At 57.5% G+C, this 17,657-nt stretch carries 16 protein-coding genes; 12 read left to right on the forward strand and 4 right to left on the reverse strand.

Annotated features, from left to right (window positions below):
• Positions 1-91: 91 nt before the first annotated feature.
• The 3 genes from ACVWZJ_RS01645 to ACVWZJ_RS01655 all read right to left on the reverse strand — a co-directional run bounded on the left by ACVWZJ_RS01645 (position 92) and on the right by ACVWZJ_RS01655 (position 2,791).
• On the reverse strand, positions 92-679 hold the full coding sequence (locus tag ACVWZJ_RS01645) for a hypothetical protein (RefSeq protein ID WP_457394221.1): 588 nt from the start codon (positions 677-679) through the stop codon (positions 92-94).
• 93 nt (positions 680-772) lie between these two features.
• Positions 773-1,387, reverse strand: coding sequence for a Uma2 family endonuclease (locus tag ACVWZJ_RS01650; RefSeq protein ID WP_414350202.1), 615 nt, complete (start codon positions 1,385-1,387; stop codon positions 773-775).
• Between the two features lie 120 nt (positions 1,388-1,507).
• Positions 1,508-2,791, reverse strand: coding sequence for a serpin family protein (locus tag ACVWZJ_RS01655; protein ID WP_457394224.1), 1,284 nt, complete (start codon positions 2,789-2,791; stop codon positions 1,508-1,510).
• A gap of 84 nt (positions 2,792-2,875) precedes the next feature.
• Between ACVWZJ_RS01655 and ACVWZJ_RS01660 the strand changes: the two genes are divergently transcribed.
• The 9 genes from ACVWZJ_RS01660 to ACVWZJ_RS01700 all read left to right on the forward strand — a co-directional run bounded on the left by ACVWZJ_RS01660 (position 2,876) and on the right by ACVWZJ_RS01700 (position 12,111).
• The gene (locus tag ACVWZJ_RS01660; protein ID WP_414380870.1) at positions 2,876-3,052 is read left to right on the forward strand and encodes a hypothetical protein; all 177 of its coding nucleotides are present in this window, start codon (positions 2,876-2,878) and stop codon (positions 3,050-3,052) included.
• 72 nt (positions 3,053-3,124) lie between these two features.
• Positions 3,125-3,649, forward strand: coding sequence for a DUF192 domain-containing protein (locus tag ACVWZJ_RS01665; protein ID WP_414352063.1), 525 nt, complete (start codon positions 3,125-3,127; stop codon positions 3,647-3,649).
• Between the two features lie 145 nt (positions 3,650-3,794).
• Positions 3,795-5,090: a bifunctional sterol desaturase/short chain dehydrogenase gene (locus ACVWZJ_RS01670; RefSeq protein WP_457394349.1), complete on the forward strand. Its 1,296-nt coding sequence runs from the start codon at positions 3,795-3,797 to the stop codon at positions 5,088-5,090.
• Between the two features lie 183 nt (positions 5,091-5,273).
• On the forward strand, positions 5,274-6,044 hold the full coding sequence (locus ACVWZJ_RS01675) for a DUF4397 domain-containing protein (RefSeq protein WP_414388065.1): 771 nt from the start codon (positions 5,274-5,276) through the stop codon (positions 6,042-6,044).
• Between the two features lie 174 nt (positions 6,045-6,218).
• Entirely contained in the window at positions 6,219-7,118 is a 900-nt protein-coding gene (locus ACVWZJ_RS01680) for an FAD-dependent thymidylate synthase (protein ID WP_041436581.1), read from the forward strand.
• Between the two features lie 77 nt (positions 7,119-7,195).
• The gene (locus tag ACVWZJ_RS01685) at positions 7,196-7,933 is read left to right on the forward strand and encodes a class I SAM-dependent methyltransferase (RefSeq protein ID WP_457394230.1); all 738 of its coding nucleotides are present in this window, start codon (positions 7,196-7,198) and stop codon (positions 7,931-7,933) included.
• 353 nt (positions 7,934-8,286) lie between these two features.
• Entirely contained in the window at positions 8,287-9,846 is a 1,560-nt protein-coding gene (locus ACVWZJ_RS01690) for a sugar transferase (protein WP_011433382.1), read from the forward strand.
• A gap of 10 nt (positions 9,847-9,856) precedes the next feature.
• The gene (gene purC, locus ACVWZJ_RS01695; protein WP_414344193.1) at positions 9,857-10,603 is read left to right on the forward strand and encodes a phosphoribosylaminoimidazolesuccinocarboxamide synthase; all 747 of its coding nucleotides are present in this window, start codon (positions 9,857-9,859) and stop codon (positions 10,601-10,603) included.
• A 17-nt stretch (positions 10,604-10,620) separates the two neighbouring features.
• Entirely contained in the window at positions 10,621-12,111 is a 1,491-nt protein-coding gene (locus tag ACVWZJ_RS01700) for a DUF2157 domain-containing protein (protein ID WP_457394233.1), read from the forward strand.
• Between the two features lie 1,074 nt (positions 12,112-13,185).
• Here the strand turns inward: ACVWZJ_RS01700 and hemC are convergent.
• Positions 13,186-14,172 (reverse strand): hydroxymethylbilane synthase, encoded by a 987-nt coding sequence (hemC, locus tag ACVWZJ_RS01705; RefSeq protein ID WP_457394236.1) that lies wholly within the window; start codon positions 14,170-14,172, stop codon positions 13,186-13,188.
• Between the two features lie 278 nt (positions 14,173-14,450).
• On the opposite strand from hemC, the gene ACVWZJ_RS01710 reads away from it, so the two are divergent.
• From ACVWZJ_RS01710 to ilvC, 3 genes are all read left to right on the forward strand, one after another.
• Positions 14,451-14,912 carry a YlqD family protein gene (locus tag ACVWZJ_RS01710; protein WP_011433386.1) on the forward strand — a complete coding sequence of 154 codons (462 nt, stop codon included), beginning with the start codon at positions 14,451-14,453 and terminating at the stop codon, positions 14,910-14,912.
• A gap of 187 nt (positions 14,913-15,099) precedes the next feature.
• The gene (locus ACVWZJ_RS01715) at positions 15,100-16,581 is read left to right on the forward strand and encodes a glycosyltransferase (protein WP_457394239.1); all 1,482 of its coding nucleotides are present in this window, start codon (positions 15,100-15,102) and stop codon (positions 16,579-16,581) included.
• 63 nt (positions 16,582-16,644) lie between these two features.
• The gene (gene ilvC / locus ACVWZJ_RS01720) at positions 16,645-17,637 is read left to right on the forward strand and encodes a ketol-acid reductoisomerase (RefSeq protein ID WP_457394242.1); all 993 of its coding nucleotides are present in this window, start codon (positions 16,645-16,647) and stop codon (positions 17,635-17,637) included.
• Positions 17,638-17,657 lie beyond the last annotated feature (20 nt).

Raw genomic sequence — 17,657 nt, forward strand, 5'->3', positions numbered from 1 at the left:
TCCGGGCTTGTTTTGTTCTCTGGTAGAGCAGAGCAGGCCCAGGGCTACTGAAAGCCCGCTCCGTACCGCTTAGCGGTCGGAGCCGGGTAGTTTACGGTGAAGAGTTGTTTCTTAGGTTTCCTGAGTGTTCGGATAGATAGTTCTGAATCCAGCGCACCAGCCGCTGAGAGAGCACGAAAGCTTCTGGTTCGTCCCCTTTGATGCCGACTTGGCTGCTAAAGCAGGCGATGACCTCCTCGTTCAGCTCCGGTTTAGAAGGATCTCCGCGAAACTGCAACCGCACCTGACTTTGTACCTGGAAACTCTCTTGAGCTTGGTTATCCAAAACTTCCTGACCCACTCGATGCAGCCGCACTCCTTGCAACTGAGCCAAGGGATAGGAAAACACCTGCTGCCGCCAAATCCCCCAAGGGCCACGCAGGTGGGTCAGGGTCACCACCTGCCTCTCTCGATCTAGGCTCAAGATCTGGCCTAGCCCCCAAGGGATCCCAGCCCACAGGCCCATCCCCACAGCCACCAAACCCAACAGCGGCGAACGGGCCCACAGTTGGGATCCCAAAATTAGCAGCACCAAGCCCCCTGCCGCCCGCCAAGCCAGTTGCTGAGAGGTAAACCGCTGTAGGGCAATGCGCAGCCGTTTGGGATTGCGCTCCAGAACCTGCGGATAGACCGGTGCCATGAAATGGGATCCCACTGCTTAGGCTAGCTTAACAGGGGTTGCTTTTCCCTAGGCGCTGAAGGCGTCTTATCCGGGCATTGCGTTGGTGAAAAACTACAACTCCGGCTCGGCAAAAAACTCTGATAAATCCAGCGCAAATCCAGGGATCACCTCTCCACCTTCCAGGATGTCGCCGGGTTTCTTCAATGCTTCAGGCTCAGGCCGGCGATAGACCAGAACGTATTTCTCTTCAGGATGAATGATCCAGACCAGCCGGGATCCATTCTCAAAATACTCAACGAGCCTATCATGGATCTCTCCAACGGTGTTGGCATCGGAGAGAACTTCTACAGCCAAGTCTGGGGATCCCTCAATATAACCCCTTGGGATCCCGCCCAGAGATTGCAGTCGTTCTTTGGAAAAAAAAGAACAATCCGGAGAACGGCGATTGCCGGATTTCATTTTGAAGGAAGTATCGGAATCGAAGGTAAATCCAATCCTTTGACTGCGAACGTAGGAGCCCAGAATGATGTGAATCAAACTTACGTAGTACCCATGCTTTGCACCTGCCGAGCCCACGGTAACCAGTTCTCCGTTCACAACCTCATAGCGATTGCCATCCTCCGGTAAAGCCATAAACTCTTCGTCAGTCCAAATTTTTCGAGAAGCTGCCGGAGAACTATCAGCAGGTGCCTCGGCCAATTTTTCTCTTTCCAAAACCTCGACCATCATGACCTCCGCAATGAAAAACGGCTAAACCAACCAAGGGAGCCGGTCTGGGGTCAACACATCCTGAAGAGCGATCTGCACGCCCGGTAAGAAGTCAGCAAGCTGCCCTGAGGGATCCCCTTATTTAGGATCCACCAGGGATCCCATGAACAACACGGTTTGGGCCGCTGGGTTGCCGCCGGATCCGGAGGCCACAATGGCAAACCAGAAGGGCCGATCTGCCACAAATTGAAAGGGCTCTTGCCGGTCGACAGCAGTCCGGGAGACGATCACCCCAGTAGCGGCTGCCGCCTCGGATCCCTCTTCGTTCACTTCAATTGCTGCTTTGTGCAGGACTTTGCTGATCCGCGCTGGCTCTGGGGTCATCTGGCTGAAATCGGCTCGGTTGGAAAAGGCAACTCCCAGGCCCAACTGCTGCAGAACGGAAGTGAGATCCGTTTCATAAGCCAATTCAAATCTCGGGATCCGCACCGAACCGGCACGGGGGCGCAGGGATCCCGTCCATTCTTGCCAAGTTTCCGGGCTCAGCTCTGCCCGCAGCGATTCCAGCTTCACTCCCTTCTTGGGCAGCAGGATCAGCATTTCCAGTTCTCCTTCCCCGTAGGGCAGGCTCACCACCTGCAACTGCTCGGTTTCCAGGTAGTCGTAACGACCTGATTGAACCATCATGGGTACTCGGACGCGGCGGCCATCCAACCGAGTAAAGGGCTGAGTTTGGGTGCGCTCCGGATCGAAGGGCTGAGTCCACTCGCCTTTGAAGTAGATGGCATTGAGCAAAACCATCAAATCCTCGCGGCTGAGGCGATCCACAATGCGGTTGATCTTGCCCTGGGTGCGCTCGGCCACCCAGCCGTTGATCTGGTTCACCGTTTGCCGGGATCCCAAATTCACCCGATTCACCACCGCTTGGTAGTAGGTGGCCAAAGCCTGCAAAAACTGGGGCTGTAAGGTGAGGGTTTGATCCACCCAGAGGCCGTTGGCCATTTGCACCTGGACTGGCCCTCCTGCCGGGGATCCCTCCGCCAGCCAGCCCACCATTTGGGCATTGCTCCAGTTCAACTCATTGAGGGAAAGGTCCTGTGCCTCCAGCACCTCGGCCATTGCCGTTTGAGTCTCCCCAGAGGCGCCGTTGTAGAGCATGCTCAGGGCCAGGCGGATGCTCAAGGGGGAGAAAAAGAGGTTCTCTTGGGGCTGCTGACGGAGCAGGTGATCAAACAGTTTCAGCGCAAAGCGGCTTTGGGCTTGTTGGGCCACGGTCTTTTCCCCATACCCTTCCCCATAGGTCACCGTTGGCTCAAAGGGAATCCGCACCGGGGTTTCCTGTGAACGGGATCCCATCCCGTGAGTGGGCCAGAGGCCCAGGCTCAGTAAACCCAGCAGAGCCAGAAGAGGGATCCGGCTCACCGAGGATCTATTGAATCTATTGAAATTGAAATTGAAAGGGTCTTTCATACGGCTCTCCTGGCAGGGTGGGGAACGATAAAGTCTATGGCTATGCTATCGGGTCGGTTGTGGGCTGCCCTTGCCCAGGGCCGCCATTCCGGCTGCGCTCAAGGGGGAAAAGCACAGGCCGCTTCCGGCAAGCAAGAATTGGCAAGGCTCTCCCAGGGGGGAACTTCCTGCGTCTGGCTGGTCAAGTCGCAGCAGCAGCGTCTGGCGCGATAGGATGAAGCCTGCACAGGAGAGTGCCACATGGTTCTGTTCACGATACACGTTCCAAAAGGGTGCAGAGTCGCCTTGGGCCTGGCTCTACTGCTCCTGGGATCCGGCTTGGGATGTACTGCTGCCACGGAGAGATCTCCCGCCTCACAAACTCAGGTAACCGAAGCCATCTCTCCATCCCCCCCAGCCATAGGGCAGCCCCAGCAACTGCCGGTTGAAGCCGAAGTCACCCTTGCCGGCCAACGCTTTGAGCTAGAGGTGGCCCGCACCCCTGAGCAACAGCGCTTGGGCCTGATGTTTCGCACCGATTTGCCGCCGGATCGGGGCATGTGGTTTCCCTTTGATCCGCCCCAGCCAGCTTCTTTTTGGATGTTCAACACCCTGATCAACCTGGACATCATTTTCCTTCACCAAGGCAAGGTGGTGTACATTGCCGCCGATGTGCCCGGCTGCCCCGCCCAACCCTGCCCCACCTATGGGCCGCCTCCTTCCCAGTTGGTGGACGGTGTGCTGGAGTTCCGTGGCGGGACGGCTGCTGCTTTGGGTTTGGCCGTTGGAGATCCGGTCGAGATCCGAGAGCTTCAGCCCGCAGCCCCTTGATCTCTCCCTCCCTTGGGGACAAGGAAGACGGGCTCGAAGATGATCTTTTGAAGAATTTTTGCGATGATTTTTGAGAGTCGCCAACTGAGTCCATAAAAGAGGCGACCGCGAGCTCAGGATTGGTTTGGCCACCGCAAGCGAGTCTATGGATGTCAGCAGCGTAAGTCATTGGATAGGGGTGGGGGCTGTCGCCCTAGCCTCCATCCTTTGGGCTGAGATCGTGCGGGATGTGCGCCATTGGCTGGCCCACCGGTGGCCCTGGCTGATGCCCAAACACATCCTGCACCACCGCCTGTTCCGCCCCGACCTTAGCGTGGTGGATGCACAGCTGTACCGAGAATCCCAGTGGCACCACGACGTTCCCGAAGCGGCGACGATGATCCTGGCCGGGATCCCTTGGGTGGTGGTATTGGGCCAGGGATCCCTGCTGTACGGCCTGGCGGCAGCGGTGGGGGTGGTCTACTCGGCCAGTTTCTGGGTGGCTGGTATGCTGCGGGGTTGGGGGCTGGCCCTGCAGACGGATATCACCCACCAGCCGGGGCCTTTCCCCGTTCCTCCCAGCCAATGGCATGTCAACCGCGCCTACCACTGGCGGCACCACTTCGACGATACCAACGCCTATTTTTGCGGCACCCTGACTCTCGTAGATCGGCTCATGGGCACCAGTCTCTCCTTGAAAGGCAAGCGAGTAGCCGTCACCGGCGCCTCCGGCACCCTGGGCCGGGCCTTGCTCAAGCATTTTCACCAGCAGGGGGCCAAAGTCATCGCCCTCAGCTCCCATTCGGATTCGGTTCACATCGAAGTGGACGGCCAGATCCAGCCGGTGGAGACCGTTCGCTGGCAGGTGGGGCAAGAGGGATCCCTGGCAGAGCTGCTGGAGCGGGTGGATATCTTGGTGCTCAACCACGGCCTGAACGTCCACAGGCAACGGGATCCCGAGTCTGTCCGCCAGTCCTATGCCGTCAACACTTTCTCCAGTTGGCGCCTAATGGAGCTGTTCTTCCAGACGGTGCGCGGCAACCCTGAGATGGCCACCAAAGAGGTGTGGGTGAACACCTCAGAGGCTGAGGCTAGCCCTGCTTTCAGTCCCCTCTACGAGCTCTCCAAGCGGGCCCTAGGCGATCTGGTTACTCTGCGCCGCCTCGATGCTCCCTGCACAGTGCGCAAGCTCATCCTCGGCCCCTTCAAGAGCAAGCTCAATCCCATCGGGGTTATGTCGGGAGATTGGGTGGCCGCTCAGATCTTGGCCCAGGCCAAACGAGACTGCCGCAACATCATCGTCACCATCAACCCCCTGACCTACTTGCTTTTCCCCCTGAAAGAGCTGGCTGTGAGCACTTATTTCCGCTTGTTTAGCCGTCGGTCTCCCCAGCCAGGGATCCCTGCCCCCAACCCAGATCCTGCAGGTGGGGCCGAGTCCGGTGATTTGCCTTTGGTTTAGTTAAAAGGAACTAGATCCCAACCCGTTCCATAGCTCTATGGCATTGGGCGCAAAAGTGGAGTAAGACAAGAGCAGGTTCCTTGGCGTGCCAATGGGAACTTTTGGGGAGCGAGAGTGCCCTCCTTGGGTTTGCAGAAATACAGCAGTTCGATCCCTGATGAGCGTTGGGTGTGAGGAGTAGGAGTGAGCGTGAACATGGTGCGACAGTGGGTGAGCGCAGTACTCTGCGTGGTGGGTGGATCGTTGATGTCGGGGCTTTTGTCCGGCTGTGCCATCCCGATGCCTTCGGCATCTGCGGGAGTTTCTGAAGTCCAAGTGCGCTTGGTGCATGTGGCCCCCAATGCCCCTCGGATCGACTTGGAAGTGGGAGGGGTGAGAGCTGCTCGGGGCATAGCCTATGGCTCGGTGAGCGAGTACGTGCGCATACCGGCGGGCGAGTACGACATTGTTTTGTTTTCAACGCCTGAGAACCCTGGCCAGCCTGCGAGTTCTGCGGTTGCGGCCAGAACCGTAGCCAATCTCAGGGGCGGGGGAGTATTCTCGGTGGTTGCTGCCAACGAGCCGAATCGCATGACGGCCCTGGTGCTGGAAGACAACATCCATCCGCCCTTTGATCAAGCCCTGGTGCGGTTTGTCCACGCTGCCCCTGATGCGCCGGCCCTGCAATGGCAAGGGGAGCAAGGGCGGGTACTGCTGCCCCAGTTGGCGTTTGGACAAGTATCCACCTTTCAAGCTATGCGCCCCGGCTTTACCCAAATTCAAGTGGCCATAGCCCCTTCAGCCTCCGCGCCAGGTGTGCAGTCGGCTCCCAGCCGGAGCATTCCCCTGCAGCGGTTTGACCTGCAGCTGGAGGCGGGGAAAGTCTATACCCTCTATGTAGCGGGATTGTTGCGCAGCAATCCGGCCCTAAGCCTGGTGCTGGCAGAGGAAACTCGAGCTCGCAGGCTCCTATAGCCAAGGTGTTTCGGTCTCTCTTCTCCTTACACTGAGTTAAGGAATACCTCAGGGTGGGGGCAGATAGGGAATATGCTCTGTGGTGGAGCAGGCCAATGCCGTTGGCGTTCTCCGCTGCCAATATGATCTTACAAGGATCTCAGAATCCTAACATGCGGTGCGAAGCACTAGGGGATGCAGCCTGTGGATGCTTTGTTTCAAGTTGTGGTGCTGAATCAAACCCCAGATCCAGAACGGGTCATCTACCAGGCAATGCACCAGGATTACAGCCCTGATTTTGTCACCTCAGAAAGCCGGATCCCGGAAAAGTATGGAGAGGCCGTGGTGCGGCATTTGCTGGAGGGCAACCGTGGCCACTATGGGCCTCTAGAGCATCCTCAGATCACCTTTGGGGTGGGCTATTTTCCCCACGCCGTCATGCAACAGGCCCGTACTCATCGGGTGGGAATTTCTTTTGATGTTCAATCCTTCCGATATACAGGCCAGCAAATTGCCGATTTGGGCAAAAAGCTCTTGTTCGCGTCAGCGGTGCGGAGCACAACCGAGACTGCTGCTCCTGTTGGCGAGACCGGCTACGGTTGCGTCAGCGATCGCGTCAGCGGGCCGGAGGCCTATCGCGACAGCGGTGCGGAGCACATTGCGGAGCACAGTGGCGGGACGGAGTCCTCCTTGTCTTTGCAAGAGCTGGAAACTTTGTTTTACGTTCCTGCCAGCGTCAAGGAGGGCAAAGCCAAAACCCGCCAGGGCTGCAAGCCCATCTCCCCCGCAGCTTTGGATATCATTCTTGCGCAATATCGCAGCCAGGCCATTGCTTATTATCGCCTGGTAGAAGAGTGCGGATTGCCCTATGAAGATGCCCGTAACATCATTGGCTACGGGATCCGACAACACTTCGTGGTCTCTTTCAATTGCCGTAGTCTAATGCATTTTTTGGATTTACGAGCCAAAGAAGATGCTCAACGAGAAATTCAACATCTGTGTGAACTGATTTGGCCCCACTTTGAAGCGTGGTGTCCCCACGTGGCGGCCTGGTATCGTAAGCATCGCTGGGGAAAGGCTCGATTATCCCCCTAAACTTAGTTTAGATAGATATGCTCTGCTAACCCCTTCTGCGGCTAATCCTGTTTTTGATCTTTTGTTGGGTTACGGGTATGGATCCCGAAGCTTATGAGCAAATGGCAGGCTTGGAAGACCGGCATTGGTGGTTTTTGGGTCGCCGTCACATTCTGAGTCGGGTTATTGGATCCCTGTCGCTTCCCCCCTCTGCTTATATTTTGGAAGCTGGCTGTGGTAGCGGCGGCAACCTGGAGATGTTGTCCAGATTTGGCAAAGTTTGGGCTATGGAAAAGAGTGAAATTGCACTGCCGCTGGCCCAAGCTCGCGGTATTGGGATCGTGGCAGAGGGGGAGTTGCCAAACCAGATCCCCTTTGGTTCTCAACGATTTGATTTGATTGCTTTGCTGGATGTGCTGGAGCATCTGGAGAATGACAAAGAAGCTCTCCTAGCCCTCAGTCAAAGGTTAACCCCATCTGGCTACTTAGTTGTAACTGTTCCGGCTTATCCGTGGCTGTGGAGTTTACATGATGAGCTTAATCATCACAAGAGACGATATACCCGCGGGCAACTTTTGTCGTTGCTTAAAAGCTCAGGTCTAGAAGTTTATACCCTTGTTTTCTTCAACAGTTTTCTTTTCCCAATCATTTCAGGGATCCGCATAATGCAGAAAGTGCTTCGCCTGAGGGAAAGCCAAGATCTGAAAATGCCGCCGCTTTGGCTCAATCGACTGCTGACGGGTATTTTTGCTGCAGAAGCCTATCTGATACCTAAGTTTTCTCTGCCCTTTGGTGTATCTCTGCTGGCAGTAGCCGGCCCGGCAACGAAATCGTAGTATCCTGTCATCATTGCTGTTCTCAGACTGCACTTTGATCATTGCTTAAACTCTCATGTTTCGACATCCAATGTCTGCAATTCTGGTAGTTTCTACAACAGCCTTTTCCGACGGTACTTAACCCACTCAACAGGGATTTTTATCTCTTGCATGATGAGGATCCCAATTACTTAAAGAACTTATTTTGTGTCAGCAGCATGAAGTCCTTTGAAGCTGGGAAGGGCCGTCAATAGAATTATCTGGTGAGGGCTACCCATTCAAGTTTTGGTCAACACTGATCTTGTCCAATAGCCTCAGATGCACAATCTTTTCTGTAAGATTGTCAACAGTCTTGATGCCGAAGGAGATAACCCTTGGCCGAACGCGGCTATAAAACTCGTCTGGATCTGCATCGTTTGTGGGTGCCCTTGGCCTGTTTTGGCGATGGCCTTTGTATTTGGTTGGCCTTTGGGGCGGGCTACTGGCTGCGCAGCTTGCGTCCTCATCAGCTCTTGCCTTGGGATGTCTACGCGGCCTTGGGATTGTTGACCGCCCTCAGTTATTGGGGCATTCAGGCGGGCTTAGGCGGATACGGTGAGTCGAAGCGCTTGTCTCGCTTTGAAGAATGGGCCAGTTTGCTGGTGGGGTTGGGATTGACGTTTGGTTTGGTGCTGGCAGGGGCCTTTTTCGTTCGCTCGGTCTCTTTGTCGCGGCTGGTGGTGGGCTACGCCGGCTTGTTGGCTCTGCTGAGTTTGACTTTGGTACGGGTGGGGTTGCGGCTGGGCATGGGCTGGTTGTGCTCTAGGGGCTACGGTCGGCGGCAGGTCATCTGGGTGGGATCCTGGTCGGTGTTGGCGGAAGTGTTGGAGCGATTGCAGCGATCCCCGCAGTTGGGCTTCCAGGTAGTCGCCTGGGCAGGCGTAGAGCAAGGCTCTTTTGAGGAAGATCCCCCATCTCAAAATGGGGATCCCTGTCAAGATTCATATCCAGTACTAAACACCGCCCGCCCTACCTCTGGCGGGGTTGAGTCTGCCGACAGGACTCTGTCCGGCTCATCCCGAGGAACCCTCTCCTGCTTGTGCAGTCAGCTTGAGCCTTCCTGGTCGGCTCTTGAGCGTCTGGATCTGGTCCATTTGATTGCCTATCTGCAAGCCCACCCAGAAGTGCAGGAGGTGTGGTTTGGGCAACCGGAGCTGGCAACTGCTCCTCTGTTGCTCAGTTTGCAAACATTGTCGGTGCAGGTGCGCTTGGTGCCGGATATCTTAAGTTTTTTAACGGTGAACTTCAGCCTGCAGTCTCTCGACGGGATCCCGCTTCTAACTCTGCGTCAGCCCCCTTTGCGCTACGCCCACAACCGGTTCCTCAAGCGAGCTGTAGACATCCTAGGAGCTTCCCTGGGCCTGATCTTGCTTAGCCCTCTGTTTTTGATTATTGCCCTGCTGGTAGCCTGCAGCAGTCCTGGCCCCATTCTGTATTGGCAAGAGCGGGTGAGCTTGGACGGGCGTCGCTTTTGGATTGCCAAGTTCCGCACCATGCGAGTGGATGCTGAGGCAGCCGGCCAGCCGGGCTGGACGCGCCCCGGGGATCCGCGCCGAACCAAGATAGGAGCCTTTTTGCGCCGCACCAACCTGGACGAGCTGCCCCAACTGTGGAACGTCCTGAAAGGGGAAATGAGCCTAGTGGGCCCCCGCCCAGAGCGGCCCTACTTTGTCGAGCAGTTTAGCCAGGAGATCCCCAAGTATCCGGATCGGCATTTGGTGAAAAGCGGCCTGACTGGCTGGGCCCAGATCCACGGCCTGCGGGGAGATACCAGCATTGCCCGCCGCACCCAGTATGATCTCTACTATGTGCAAAACTGGTCGCTGTGGCTGGATCTGCGCATCTTGGCCATCACCTTCTGGCAAGGGATCCGCGGACGGCTGGCCGGATACTAGGGGTTAGCGTATGCCATTCTCCCCCCAAGAGCTGCTCTACGAGGGCAAGGCCAAGCGCATCTACCGCACTGCCGATCCCAGGGTTTATCTTTGCCAATACAAAGACGACGCCACGGCCTTCAACGCCCAAAAGCGGGGATCCATCGCCGGCAAGGGAGAGGTGAATTGCACCGTCTCCAGCCATGTGTTTGCCTACCTGGCGCAGCAAGGGATCCCCAACCATTTCTTGGCCCAAACCGGCCCCACCGAGATGCAGGTGCGAGCCTTGCACATCCTGCCTTTGGAAGTGGTGGTGCGCAACCGCACAGCGGGTAGCCTCTGCCGACGGCTGGGTCTGGAGCAGGGCCTTCCCATCGAGCCGCCGCTGGTGGAGTTCTATTACAAAAACGATGCCTTGGGGGATCCCTTGGTGACCCCAGATCACATCCGCCTATTGCAGTTGGCCACGCCGGAGCAGGTGGAGCGCTTGGGATCCCTGGCTTTGGCCATCAACAACCATCTGCAGGCTTTCTGGCGAAGCTGCCGCCTAGAGTTGGTGGACTTTAAGCTGGAGTTTGGCCTGGACGAGAAGGGAGAGATCCTGCTAGCCGACGAGATTAGCCCCGATACCTGCCGTCTTTGGGATCGGGGGGGATCTGAGCCGCGAGTGCTGGACAAGGATCTCTTTCGCTTTGATCTGGGGGATCCAGTAGCTGGCTATCAAGAGGTGTTGCAGCGGGTGCTTCAGGCAGTGGGATCCCAATTCCTTCTCTCCTAGAGGGAGAGGAGCCAGGGGTGAGGGACTATAATCGCCTCAGCGATCCCACTCCTTTAACGCCCGAGCCTCCTTTCGCTTGTCGGGATCCCGCCATGACCTCTCCCCGCCCCCCCTACCCCGGCGAGCGTTTCCGCCGCCAACTGGCCAACCTGCTGGATGCCTGGGTGGAGCAGGGGTTGATTGAACCTGAGCAGCGGGATCGGCTGTGGGAGTACTACCAACTGGATAGCTTGCCCCGAGCGGCCGGCAGCCGTTTTGTCTTGGTGCTGCTACTGTTTGGCGCAGTTCTGGTGGGCCTAGGGGTGATCTCCTTTGTGGCGGCCAACTGGGCTGCCATTCCCCGCTGGGCAAGAGCCTGGGGGTGCTTGGCCCTCATGGTAGGGCTGCAGGTGGCTGGCTTCCAGGTTTGGCAGCAGGGATCCCGACGGCTGGGCAGCGCCCTGCTGATAGCCGGTGAACTGACCCTGGGAGCCTGTATTGGCCTGATGGCGCAGTGGGTTCAGCTTGGCGGATCCGCGGCAGGCCTGTTTTGGGCCTGGGGGATGGGCGGTTTGGCCATGGCCTACGGCTTGCGTCACAGCCCCAGTGGTGTACTGGCCTGCCTTCTGCTGGGCTTGGGGATGGTAGCCGACTTCGTGGATTGGGGGACTGTCAACTTCCTCTATCCTTGGTTGACCCTGGGCCTGCTGGTTCCTCTGGCCTATTGGTGTTGCTCTCGCTGGGTTTTTGCCCTGGCCGTGGTGAACTTTGGCCTGGCGTTGCAAGGGTTAGCCGAGCGTTTGGGCAGCTCTTTCCAAGGTTTAACCCTTTTGCATCTGCTTGGTGTTGCAGTTGTGTGGGGGTTGGGTCTGTGGCACCAACGCCATAAGCCTTGGCTAAGCCGGGTTTTAACTGAAGGAAGGGATCCAGAGCTTCCCGGCGAGCTGGAGCAAGGCTTGGATTTGGCCCCGACAGCCCAGAACTTGGCTCTGCTGGGGCTGGGTGTCCTGCTCTATGTCTGGAGCTTTGTCGGGACGTGGGTCGATCTTTCCGAGGATCCCCTCTGGAACGTTGGGGATCCCTGGGCGAGCTTGTCGGCAGTGGGGTTGCTGCTGCTGACGGGCTGGGGCTGGTGGCAGGGTTGGCAGGAGAAGAGATCCCAGCCCGTTTCGTCTTGGCTGAAGGATGCTGCTGTTCTGATTTCTCTGGTTGCCTTGGCGCTTTTGCTGGGGATCGGCAGCGCTGTGCCTTTGAACGTGACGGCAGGAGCAGCCTTGGTCCTCTTTGGCCCCTGGATAGTGACCTTGCTGTTGCTGGGGCTGTCAGCAGTGCTCTGCTGGGAAGGGCTACAGCAAGGGCGGCGGGGGCGCTTCTGGCAGGGACTGTTGGGGCTAACCCTGGTGGTGCTGACCCGCTTTTTCGAGTACCCAACCGGCCTGTTGGCCAAGTCGGCGGTGTTGGTGGCCTGTGGGATCGGGGTGATCTGGATTGGGCTGAAGTTTGAGCGGCGGATTTTCTCCCGTCTCTAATTCTTGCCCTTCTAGGAAGCCAAGCCCCGCTACATGATCAAGCAAAGGAAAAAGCTGGAATTGAGCTGGAATTCACAAGAATTTACAAAGTTTAAGGAACCTGCTTGTATTCCCCAATGTCTTTGCTAGTATATTCTCAGCTTTGGCTTGAGCTGAGAAGGAAGTGGGCATCTCTATCAAGATTTGGAGAATACAAATGAAAGTAGGACTGCGTTTGGGCATTTTGGCTTTGCTACTTACGCCCCTTTGGGAGAGTGGTTCTCTTTCGGGTGTTGCCTTGGCTGAAGATCATCTTTTAGTGGCTCAGGCCCCGGAGCCAGCTAGGCAGCCTATGCCTTCTGTGCCTAGATCGATACCCTCCCCAGTTCCCATAGCTCCGGCAGAATCCTCAGAAACTGTAGATGAGCTATTCCGCCAGGTTCCTTTCCCCCCTTCGCAAAGACCTCTGCCTGGCCTTCCGTGCTCGAGACCCATGGTGTTGCGCTCAGTAACCCTCAGCGCTCCTCCGCCAAACCCTGCTTCCCCCCTGCAATCGGAGCTTCACCCCAACATTTGGACAACTCTCCAGGGCCCTTTCGGGACAGTCAACTGGGGAGAGCGCCAAGCCAATAAACTCTTTGCTCATACCTTCCAATGGAGCCCCCCTTGTAGAATAGGCTGCCGGATGGGAGGCACCCTTACGTTTACCTATCGCAATAACTTGCAGGCAACAAGTAACACAGCTCCTAATGCCGGGAACGACAGGTACTACCTATTCAACGGCGGGACTTCAACTCAAGCGGGGTTTTTGTATACTTTCTCAAGTCCGCCTACCCCAATTCCGCCTGGCCAAACCTTCACCAAAACTCTAACCCTCTCGCCGGCAGAGATTGCCAACAACCGAGTGACCTTAGTAGTTCAAGATGATACGGCGGTTTTGGAAGCTAAGCTAGAGCTTAGATACTGCTGCTGCGAATGCGAATTTCCCATTTGAAGTTGAGTGAAATTTGCCTTAGGGGGGACTTCCGTGCCCCCCTTTTCTTCAACTCCCCCTGGCTGCAGACCTCAAAGCTTACTCAGAAAGGATGGAAAAGCCTAACGGCGGGCCTGGGCAAAAATGGCTTGCAAAATCTCGTCGGCCCCCTGCCGTTTTAGCTTTTCTGCAAGAGCCATCCCCACTGCCTCGGGATCGGCGGTGGATCCCGTCTGAGTATCGCGGATGAGCCGCCGGCCATCCAGGTCGGCCACCATACCGGTTAGGTGCAGCGCCTCCCCTTGGACTTGGCTGTGAACGCCAATGGGCACTTGACACCCTCCTTCCAAAGCCCGCAGGAAAGCTCGCTCTGCCAAGCAGCGGGCTGTGGCCTCCGCATCGGCCAAGGGTCGGATAAGCTCCAGAATCCGCTCATCTCCCTGCCGACACTCGATTCCCAGGGATCCCTGCCCAACCGCGTACAGAGACACGCTGGGATCCAGCACCTCGTGGATCCGGTCGGCTTTGCCCAGACGCTTCAAGCCGGCCACCGCCAAAATCAGGCCATCGTACTCTCCCCGCTCCAGCTTAGCCAGGCGGGTGTTGAGGTTGCCCCGCACGTCCTTAAAGCGCAAGTGGGGAAAGGCATGGCGCAGTTGGGCCAGTCGCCGCAGCGATGAAGTGCCGATCACCGTCCCCTCTGGCAGGGTGGCCAGTCGGTAATCCCGGAACTTTTCCCCCACCACCAAAGCATCCAGGGGATCCTCCCGCCGCGTGATCGCCCCCAACACCAAGCCCTCCGGCAGGCGAGTGGGCAAGTCTTTAAGGCTGTGTACCGCCAAGTCGCTGCTGCCGTTGAGCAGGCTAACTTCCAATTCCTTGGTAAAGAGACCTTTGTCCCCAATTTTGGCCAGTGCCACATCCAGGATGATGTCTCCCTGGGTGGAAAGGGTGTTGAGCTCCAGAGGTAATCCCGGATGGTGTTCTTGCAACTGACCCATCACCCACTGGGTCTGCACCAAAGCCAACTCGCTTTTTCGAGAGGCAATCCGCACCGGCTCGGTGATCCCAGCAGAGGGCTTGGAAGGGGTCGAGGCCCGTTCGCTCATGGCTGCCGCAAAAAAGAACACTGTCTCTCACGCTAGCCGAATCTGTGCCAGGGCAAGGCGGCGGCCTTTAAGATCCTTAACCAAAATTGCAGTTTCCCGAAATCAAGACTTTACCGCAGGGATCCCAGCCGGTAGGATAAGTAGATGGATTCTCCGGCTCGGCGGGGGAGGATCCGGTCTGTCAAGCTCCTCTTCCCCAACCCCAGAGCTTTTGAGGGGAGCTTTCTACAATGGGCACAAGCCCCTGGTTTGGTTGGTCGTCTGCCTGGATGAGTCTTATGGAAGAAAACAACGTCAGCAACGGCACTCAATTACTGCTCAAACGCAACATTCCCGTTAAGGTGGTGGTCACACCCCTTTGGAAAAAGGAAATGCAGGAGCAATTAGAGCGGCAGATCGAAGCCACCGATGCTCAGATGCAACAACTGGAGTTTCAGGGCAAGCGGGCTATTGCCGAACTGGAGAAACAGAGCCCCAACCCCAACAGCCCCCAAGTGCTCCAACAGGTGGAAGCGGTGAAAAGCCGCGTGAACGAGCAGAAAATCCGCCTCTTGGATCAGAAAAACCAATTGTTGCAGCAGATCAACCAACTGAGCACCCTGGAGCTTAACCAAGAAGTGCTGCAGGGCAATGTGGAGAGCTTCTTCCGAGTCCAAAAAGGAGACAACCTGATCCAGAAAATGCAGGTCGAGATCCTTCTGGAAGATGGGGTGATCAAAGAGATTCGCGGTAACCCATAGGCTACTCACCCCCTTGCCGGAGAAGCGGCAGTCGGGATCCCCAATTTTTCTCGCCTGTAGGTTCTCGAGAACTCCGTTTCGCCAACACAATGGGTGACAATAGGTAACAACCTCTTAACAGCCTTTGGGTTAACGCTTGGACAGGCTGGTGAGGTTGGGTAGCGTTGTCGCCCGGGGGAGGATTCCCATGTCTGAGTTCGTCTGGTCAGAGCCGGAGCCTCTCGAGGATCTTCATCTTCCCGATTGGTTGCTCACCTCGGCCCAGCGCCGCCGTCTCAAGGCTCTGCTGGTTCTGGCCATGGTGTGGGGGGTGGTCAGCCTGATGCATGTGGTGCCGACGGCTCGTTGGATCACCGTTGGTTTGGCCACGTTCATGGTGATCCACATTAGCCGCTTATTTCGCCTGCAACCGGCGACCTCCCTGCCCCCTCTGAGACTTCCTCCTGCCGCTGCGACCCGCCGGGATCCCAGGTCAACAGATAACAGCGATGACCCTAACAACAATGACTCTGTCCTGCCAATGCAACGGGATGGGCAGAGCGGGCTTTCTGAGTTGGGCGGGCTGGCCTTGCCCCGTGTGGCTGTGTTGATCCCAGCCAAGAATGAGAGCGCAGTGCTCCCACGGCTGTTGCACAGCTTGACCCAGCTCCGTTACCCCACCAGCCATCTGGAGCTGTGGGCCATCGACGACAACAGCAGCGATGCCACCCCTGAAGTTCTGCGGGAAGCCCAAAAGCGGATCCCGCATCTGCGGGTTTACCGGCGGCAGCCGGGGCGGGGCGGGGGCAAGTCCGGTGCCCTCAACGAGGTACTGCCCCTGACTCAAGGGGAGATCATCCTGGTCTGCGATGCCGATGCTGTGGTGCCCTCGGATTTTCTTGCCCGCACTCTGCCCTTGTTTGTTCAAGTGGGAAGCCTGCGCAGCCGTTTCAGCAGACGGACGGTAGGCGCTGTCCAGGTGCGCAAGGCCCTGAGCAACCCCAGCGTCAACTTCTGGACTCTGGGGCAGGTGGCGGAAATGGCCTCTGATGCTTACTTCCAGCAGCAGCGCGTGGCTGTGAGGGGTATTGGCGAGCTACGCGGCAATGGCCAACTGGTGCGGCGAGATGTTTTGGAAAAGTGCGGCGGCTGGAACGAGGCCACCCTCACTGACGACTTGGATCTCACCTTTAAGCTGCACCTGGCGGGCGTAGATATCGCCTTTCTGCCAGAGCCGGCCATCGTCGAAGAAGGGGTCACCTCTTGGAAAAGCCTCTGGCACCAGCGCTGCCGCTGGGCAGAAGGGGGCTACCAGCGCTATCTCGACTACTGGCCAGGGATCCTCGGTCGCCGGATGGGGATGGCCAAAACAGTAGATCTCTGGGCCTTCTTTATTTCTCAGTACTTGCTGCCGATGGCCTTGGTTCCCGATACCCTCTGGGTGCTGTTGACGGGCCACTCCTCGGTGCTGCTCCCCTTGAATGCTCTGGTGATGGGCTGCCTGACGGTGGCTTTTTACCGGGGGCTACGCCAGGTGGAGGGCTTGCGCGGACGGCGACTTTGGTGGCACACCGCCCTGGGCTTGGTCTACATGCTCCACTGGCTGCCGGTTATGATCGCCACAACCGCTCGCATGTGTGTACAGCCCAAGCGCCTAAGGTGGGTGAAAACTGTTCATCACGGCGCTTGAGGTCAGCAAGTTGGATCCAATCCTGCTATCCTAGTCAAGCACCTGCTCACGCCCTGCTCGACCATGGCCCGCCTCTACTACGACACCGACGCCAACCTGGAGCCTTTGGCCGATAAAACCGTTGCCATCATCGGCTATGGCAGCCAAGGCCACGCCCACGCCCTCAACTTGCGCGATAGCGGTGTCCAGGTCATCGTTGGCCTTTACCCTGGCAGCCCTTCCTGGCCCAAAGCCGAGCAAGACGGCTTAATGGTCAAAACGGTGGCGGATGCTGCCGCTGCCGCCGATTGGGTAATGGTTTTGCTGCCCGATGAAGTGCAAAAGGCCGTTTTCCAGGGCGAAATCCGTCCCCACCTGCAGCCGGGGAACGTGCTCCTCTTTGCCCACGGCTTCAACATTCACTTCGGGCAGATCCAGCCGCCGGCAGACGTGGATGTCATCATGGTTGCCCCCAAAGGCCCTGGGCACTTGGTGCGGCGCACCTACCAAGCGGGGGAAGGGGTGCCCTGCCTGTTTGCCGTCTATCAAGATGCCTCGGGAATGGCACGGGAGCGGGCCATGGCCTATGCCAAAGCCATCGGTGGCACGCGGGCCGGCATTTTGGAAACCACCTTCCGGGAAGAGACCGAAACCGACCTCTTTGGCGAGCAGGTGGTGCTCTGCGGTGGGCTGACGGCTCTGATCAAAGCGGGGTTTGAAACCTTGGTGGAAGCGGGCTACCAGCCGGAACTGGCCTACTTCGAGTGCCTGCACGAGGTGAAGCTGATCGTGGATCTCATCGTCGAGGGCGGCCTGGAAAAAATGCGCCAGAGCATCTCCAACACGGCAGAATACGGCGACTACACCCGTGGCCCCCGCATCATTACGGAGCAAACCCGCGCCGAGATGAAACGCATCCTCGCCGAGATTCAAAGCGGCCAATTTGCCCGTGAATTTGTCTTGGAAAATCAGGCCGGCAAGCCAGGGTTTACTGCGATGCGGCGCCGCGAGGCCGAACACCCCATTGAACAGGTGGGCAGGGAGCTGCGGGCCATGTTTAGCTGGCTAAAGAAATAGGTCGGATATCTGGAGCTGAG

It is taken from the genome of Thermostichus sp. OS-CIW-29 (genome assembly GCF_054058195.1).

Bases quoted from the DNA above. Each gene is read 5' to 3' on its own strand.
- ilvC (WP_457394242.1), top strand. From the start codon at position 16,645: ATGGCCCGCCTCTACTACGACACCGACGCCAACCTGGAGCCTTTGGCC.
- ACVWZJ_RS01645 (WP_457394221.1), bottom strand. From the start codon at position 679: ATGGCACCGGTCTATCCGCAGGTTCTGGAGCGCAATCCCAAACGGCTG.
- hemC (WP_457394236.1), bottom strand. From the start codon at position 14,172: ATGAGCGAACGGGCCTCGACCCCTTCCAAGCCCTCTGCTGGGATCACC.
- ACVWZJ_RS01650 (WP_414350202.1), bottom strand. From the start codon at position 1,387: ATGGTCGAGGTTTTGGAAAGAGAAAAATTGGCCGAGGCACCTGCTGAT.
- ACVWZJ_RS01715 (WP_457394239.1), top strand. From the start codon at position 15,100: ATGTCTGAGTTCGTCTGGTCAGAGCCGGAGCCTCTCGAGGATCTTCAT.
- ACVWZJ_RS01670 (WP_457394349.1), top strand. From the start codon at position 3,795: ATGGATGTCAGCAGCGTAAGTCATTGGATAGGGGTGGGGGCTGTCGCC.
- ACVWZJ_RS01710 (WP_011433386.1), top strand. From the start codon at position 14,451: ATGGAAGAAAACAACGTCAGCAACGGCACTCAATTACTGCTCAAACGC.
- ACVWZJ_RS01685 (WP_457394230.1), top strand. From the start codon at position 7,196: ATGGATCCCGAAGCTTATGAGCAAATGGCAGGCTTGGAAGACCGGCAT.
- ACVWZJ_RS01680 (WP_041436581.1), top strand. From the start codon at position 6,219: ATGCAGCCTGTGGATGCTTTGTTTCAAGTTGTGGTGCTGAATCAAACC.
- ACVWZJ_RS01660 (WP_414380870.1), top strand. From the start codon at position 2,876: ATGGCTATGCTATCGGGTCGGTTGTGGGCTGCCCTTGCCCAGGGCCGC.
- purC (WP_414344193.1), top strand. From the start codon at position 9,857: ATGCCATTCTCCCCCCAAGAGCTGCTCTACGAGGGCAAGGCCAAGCGC.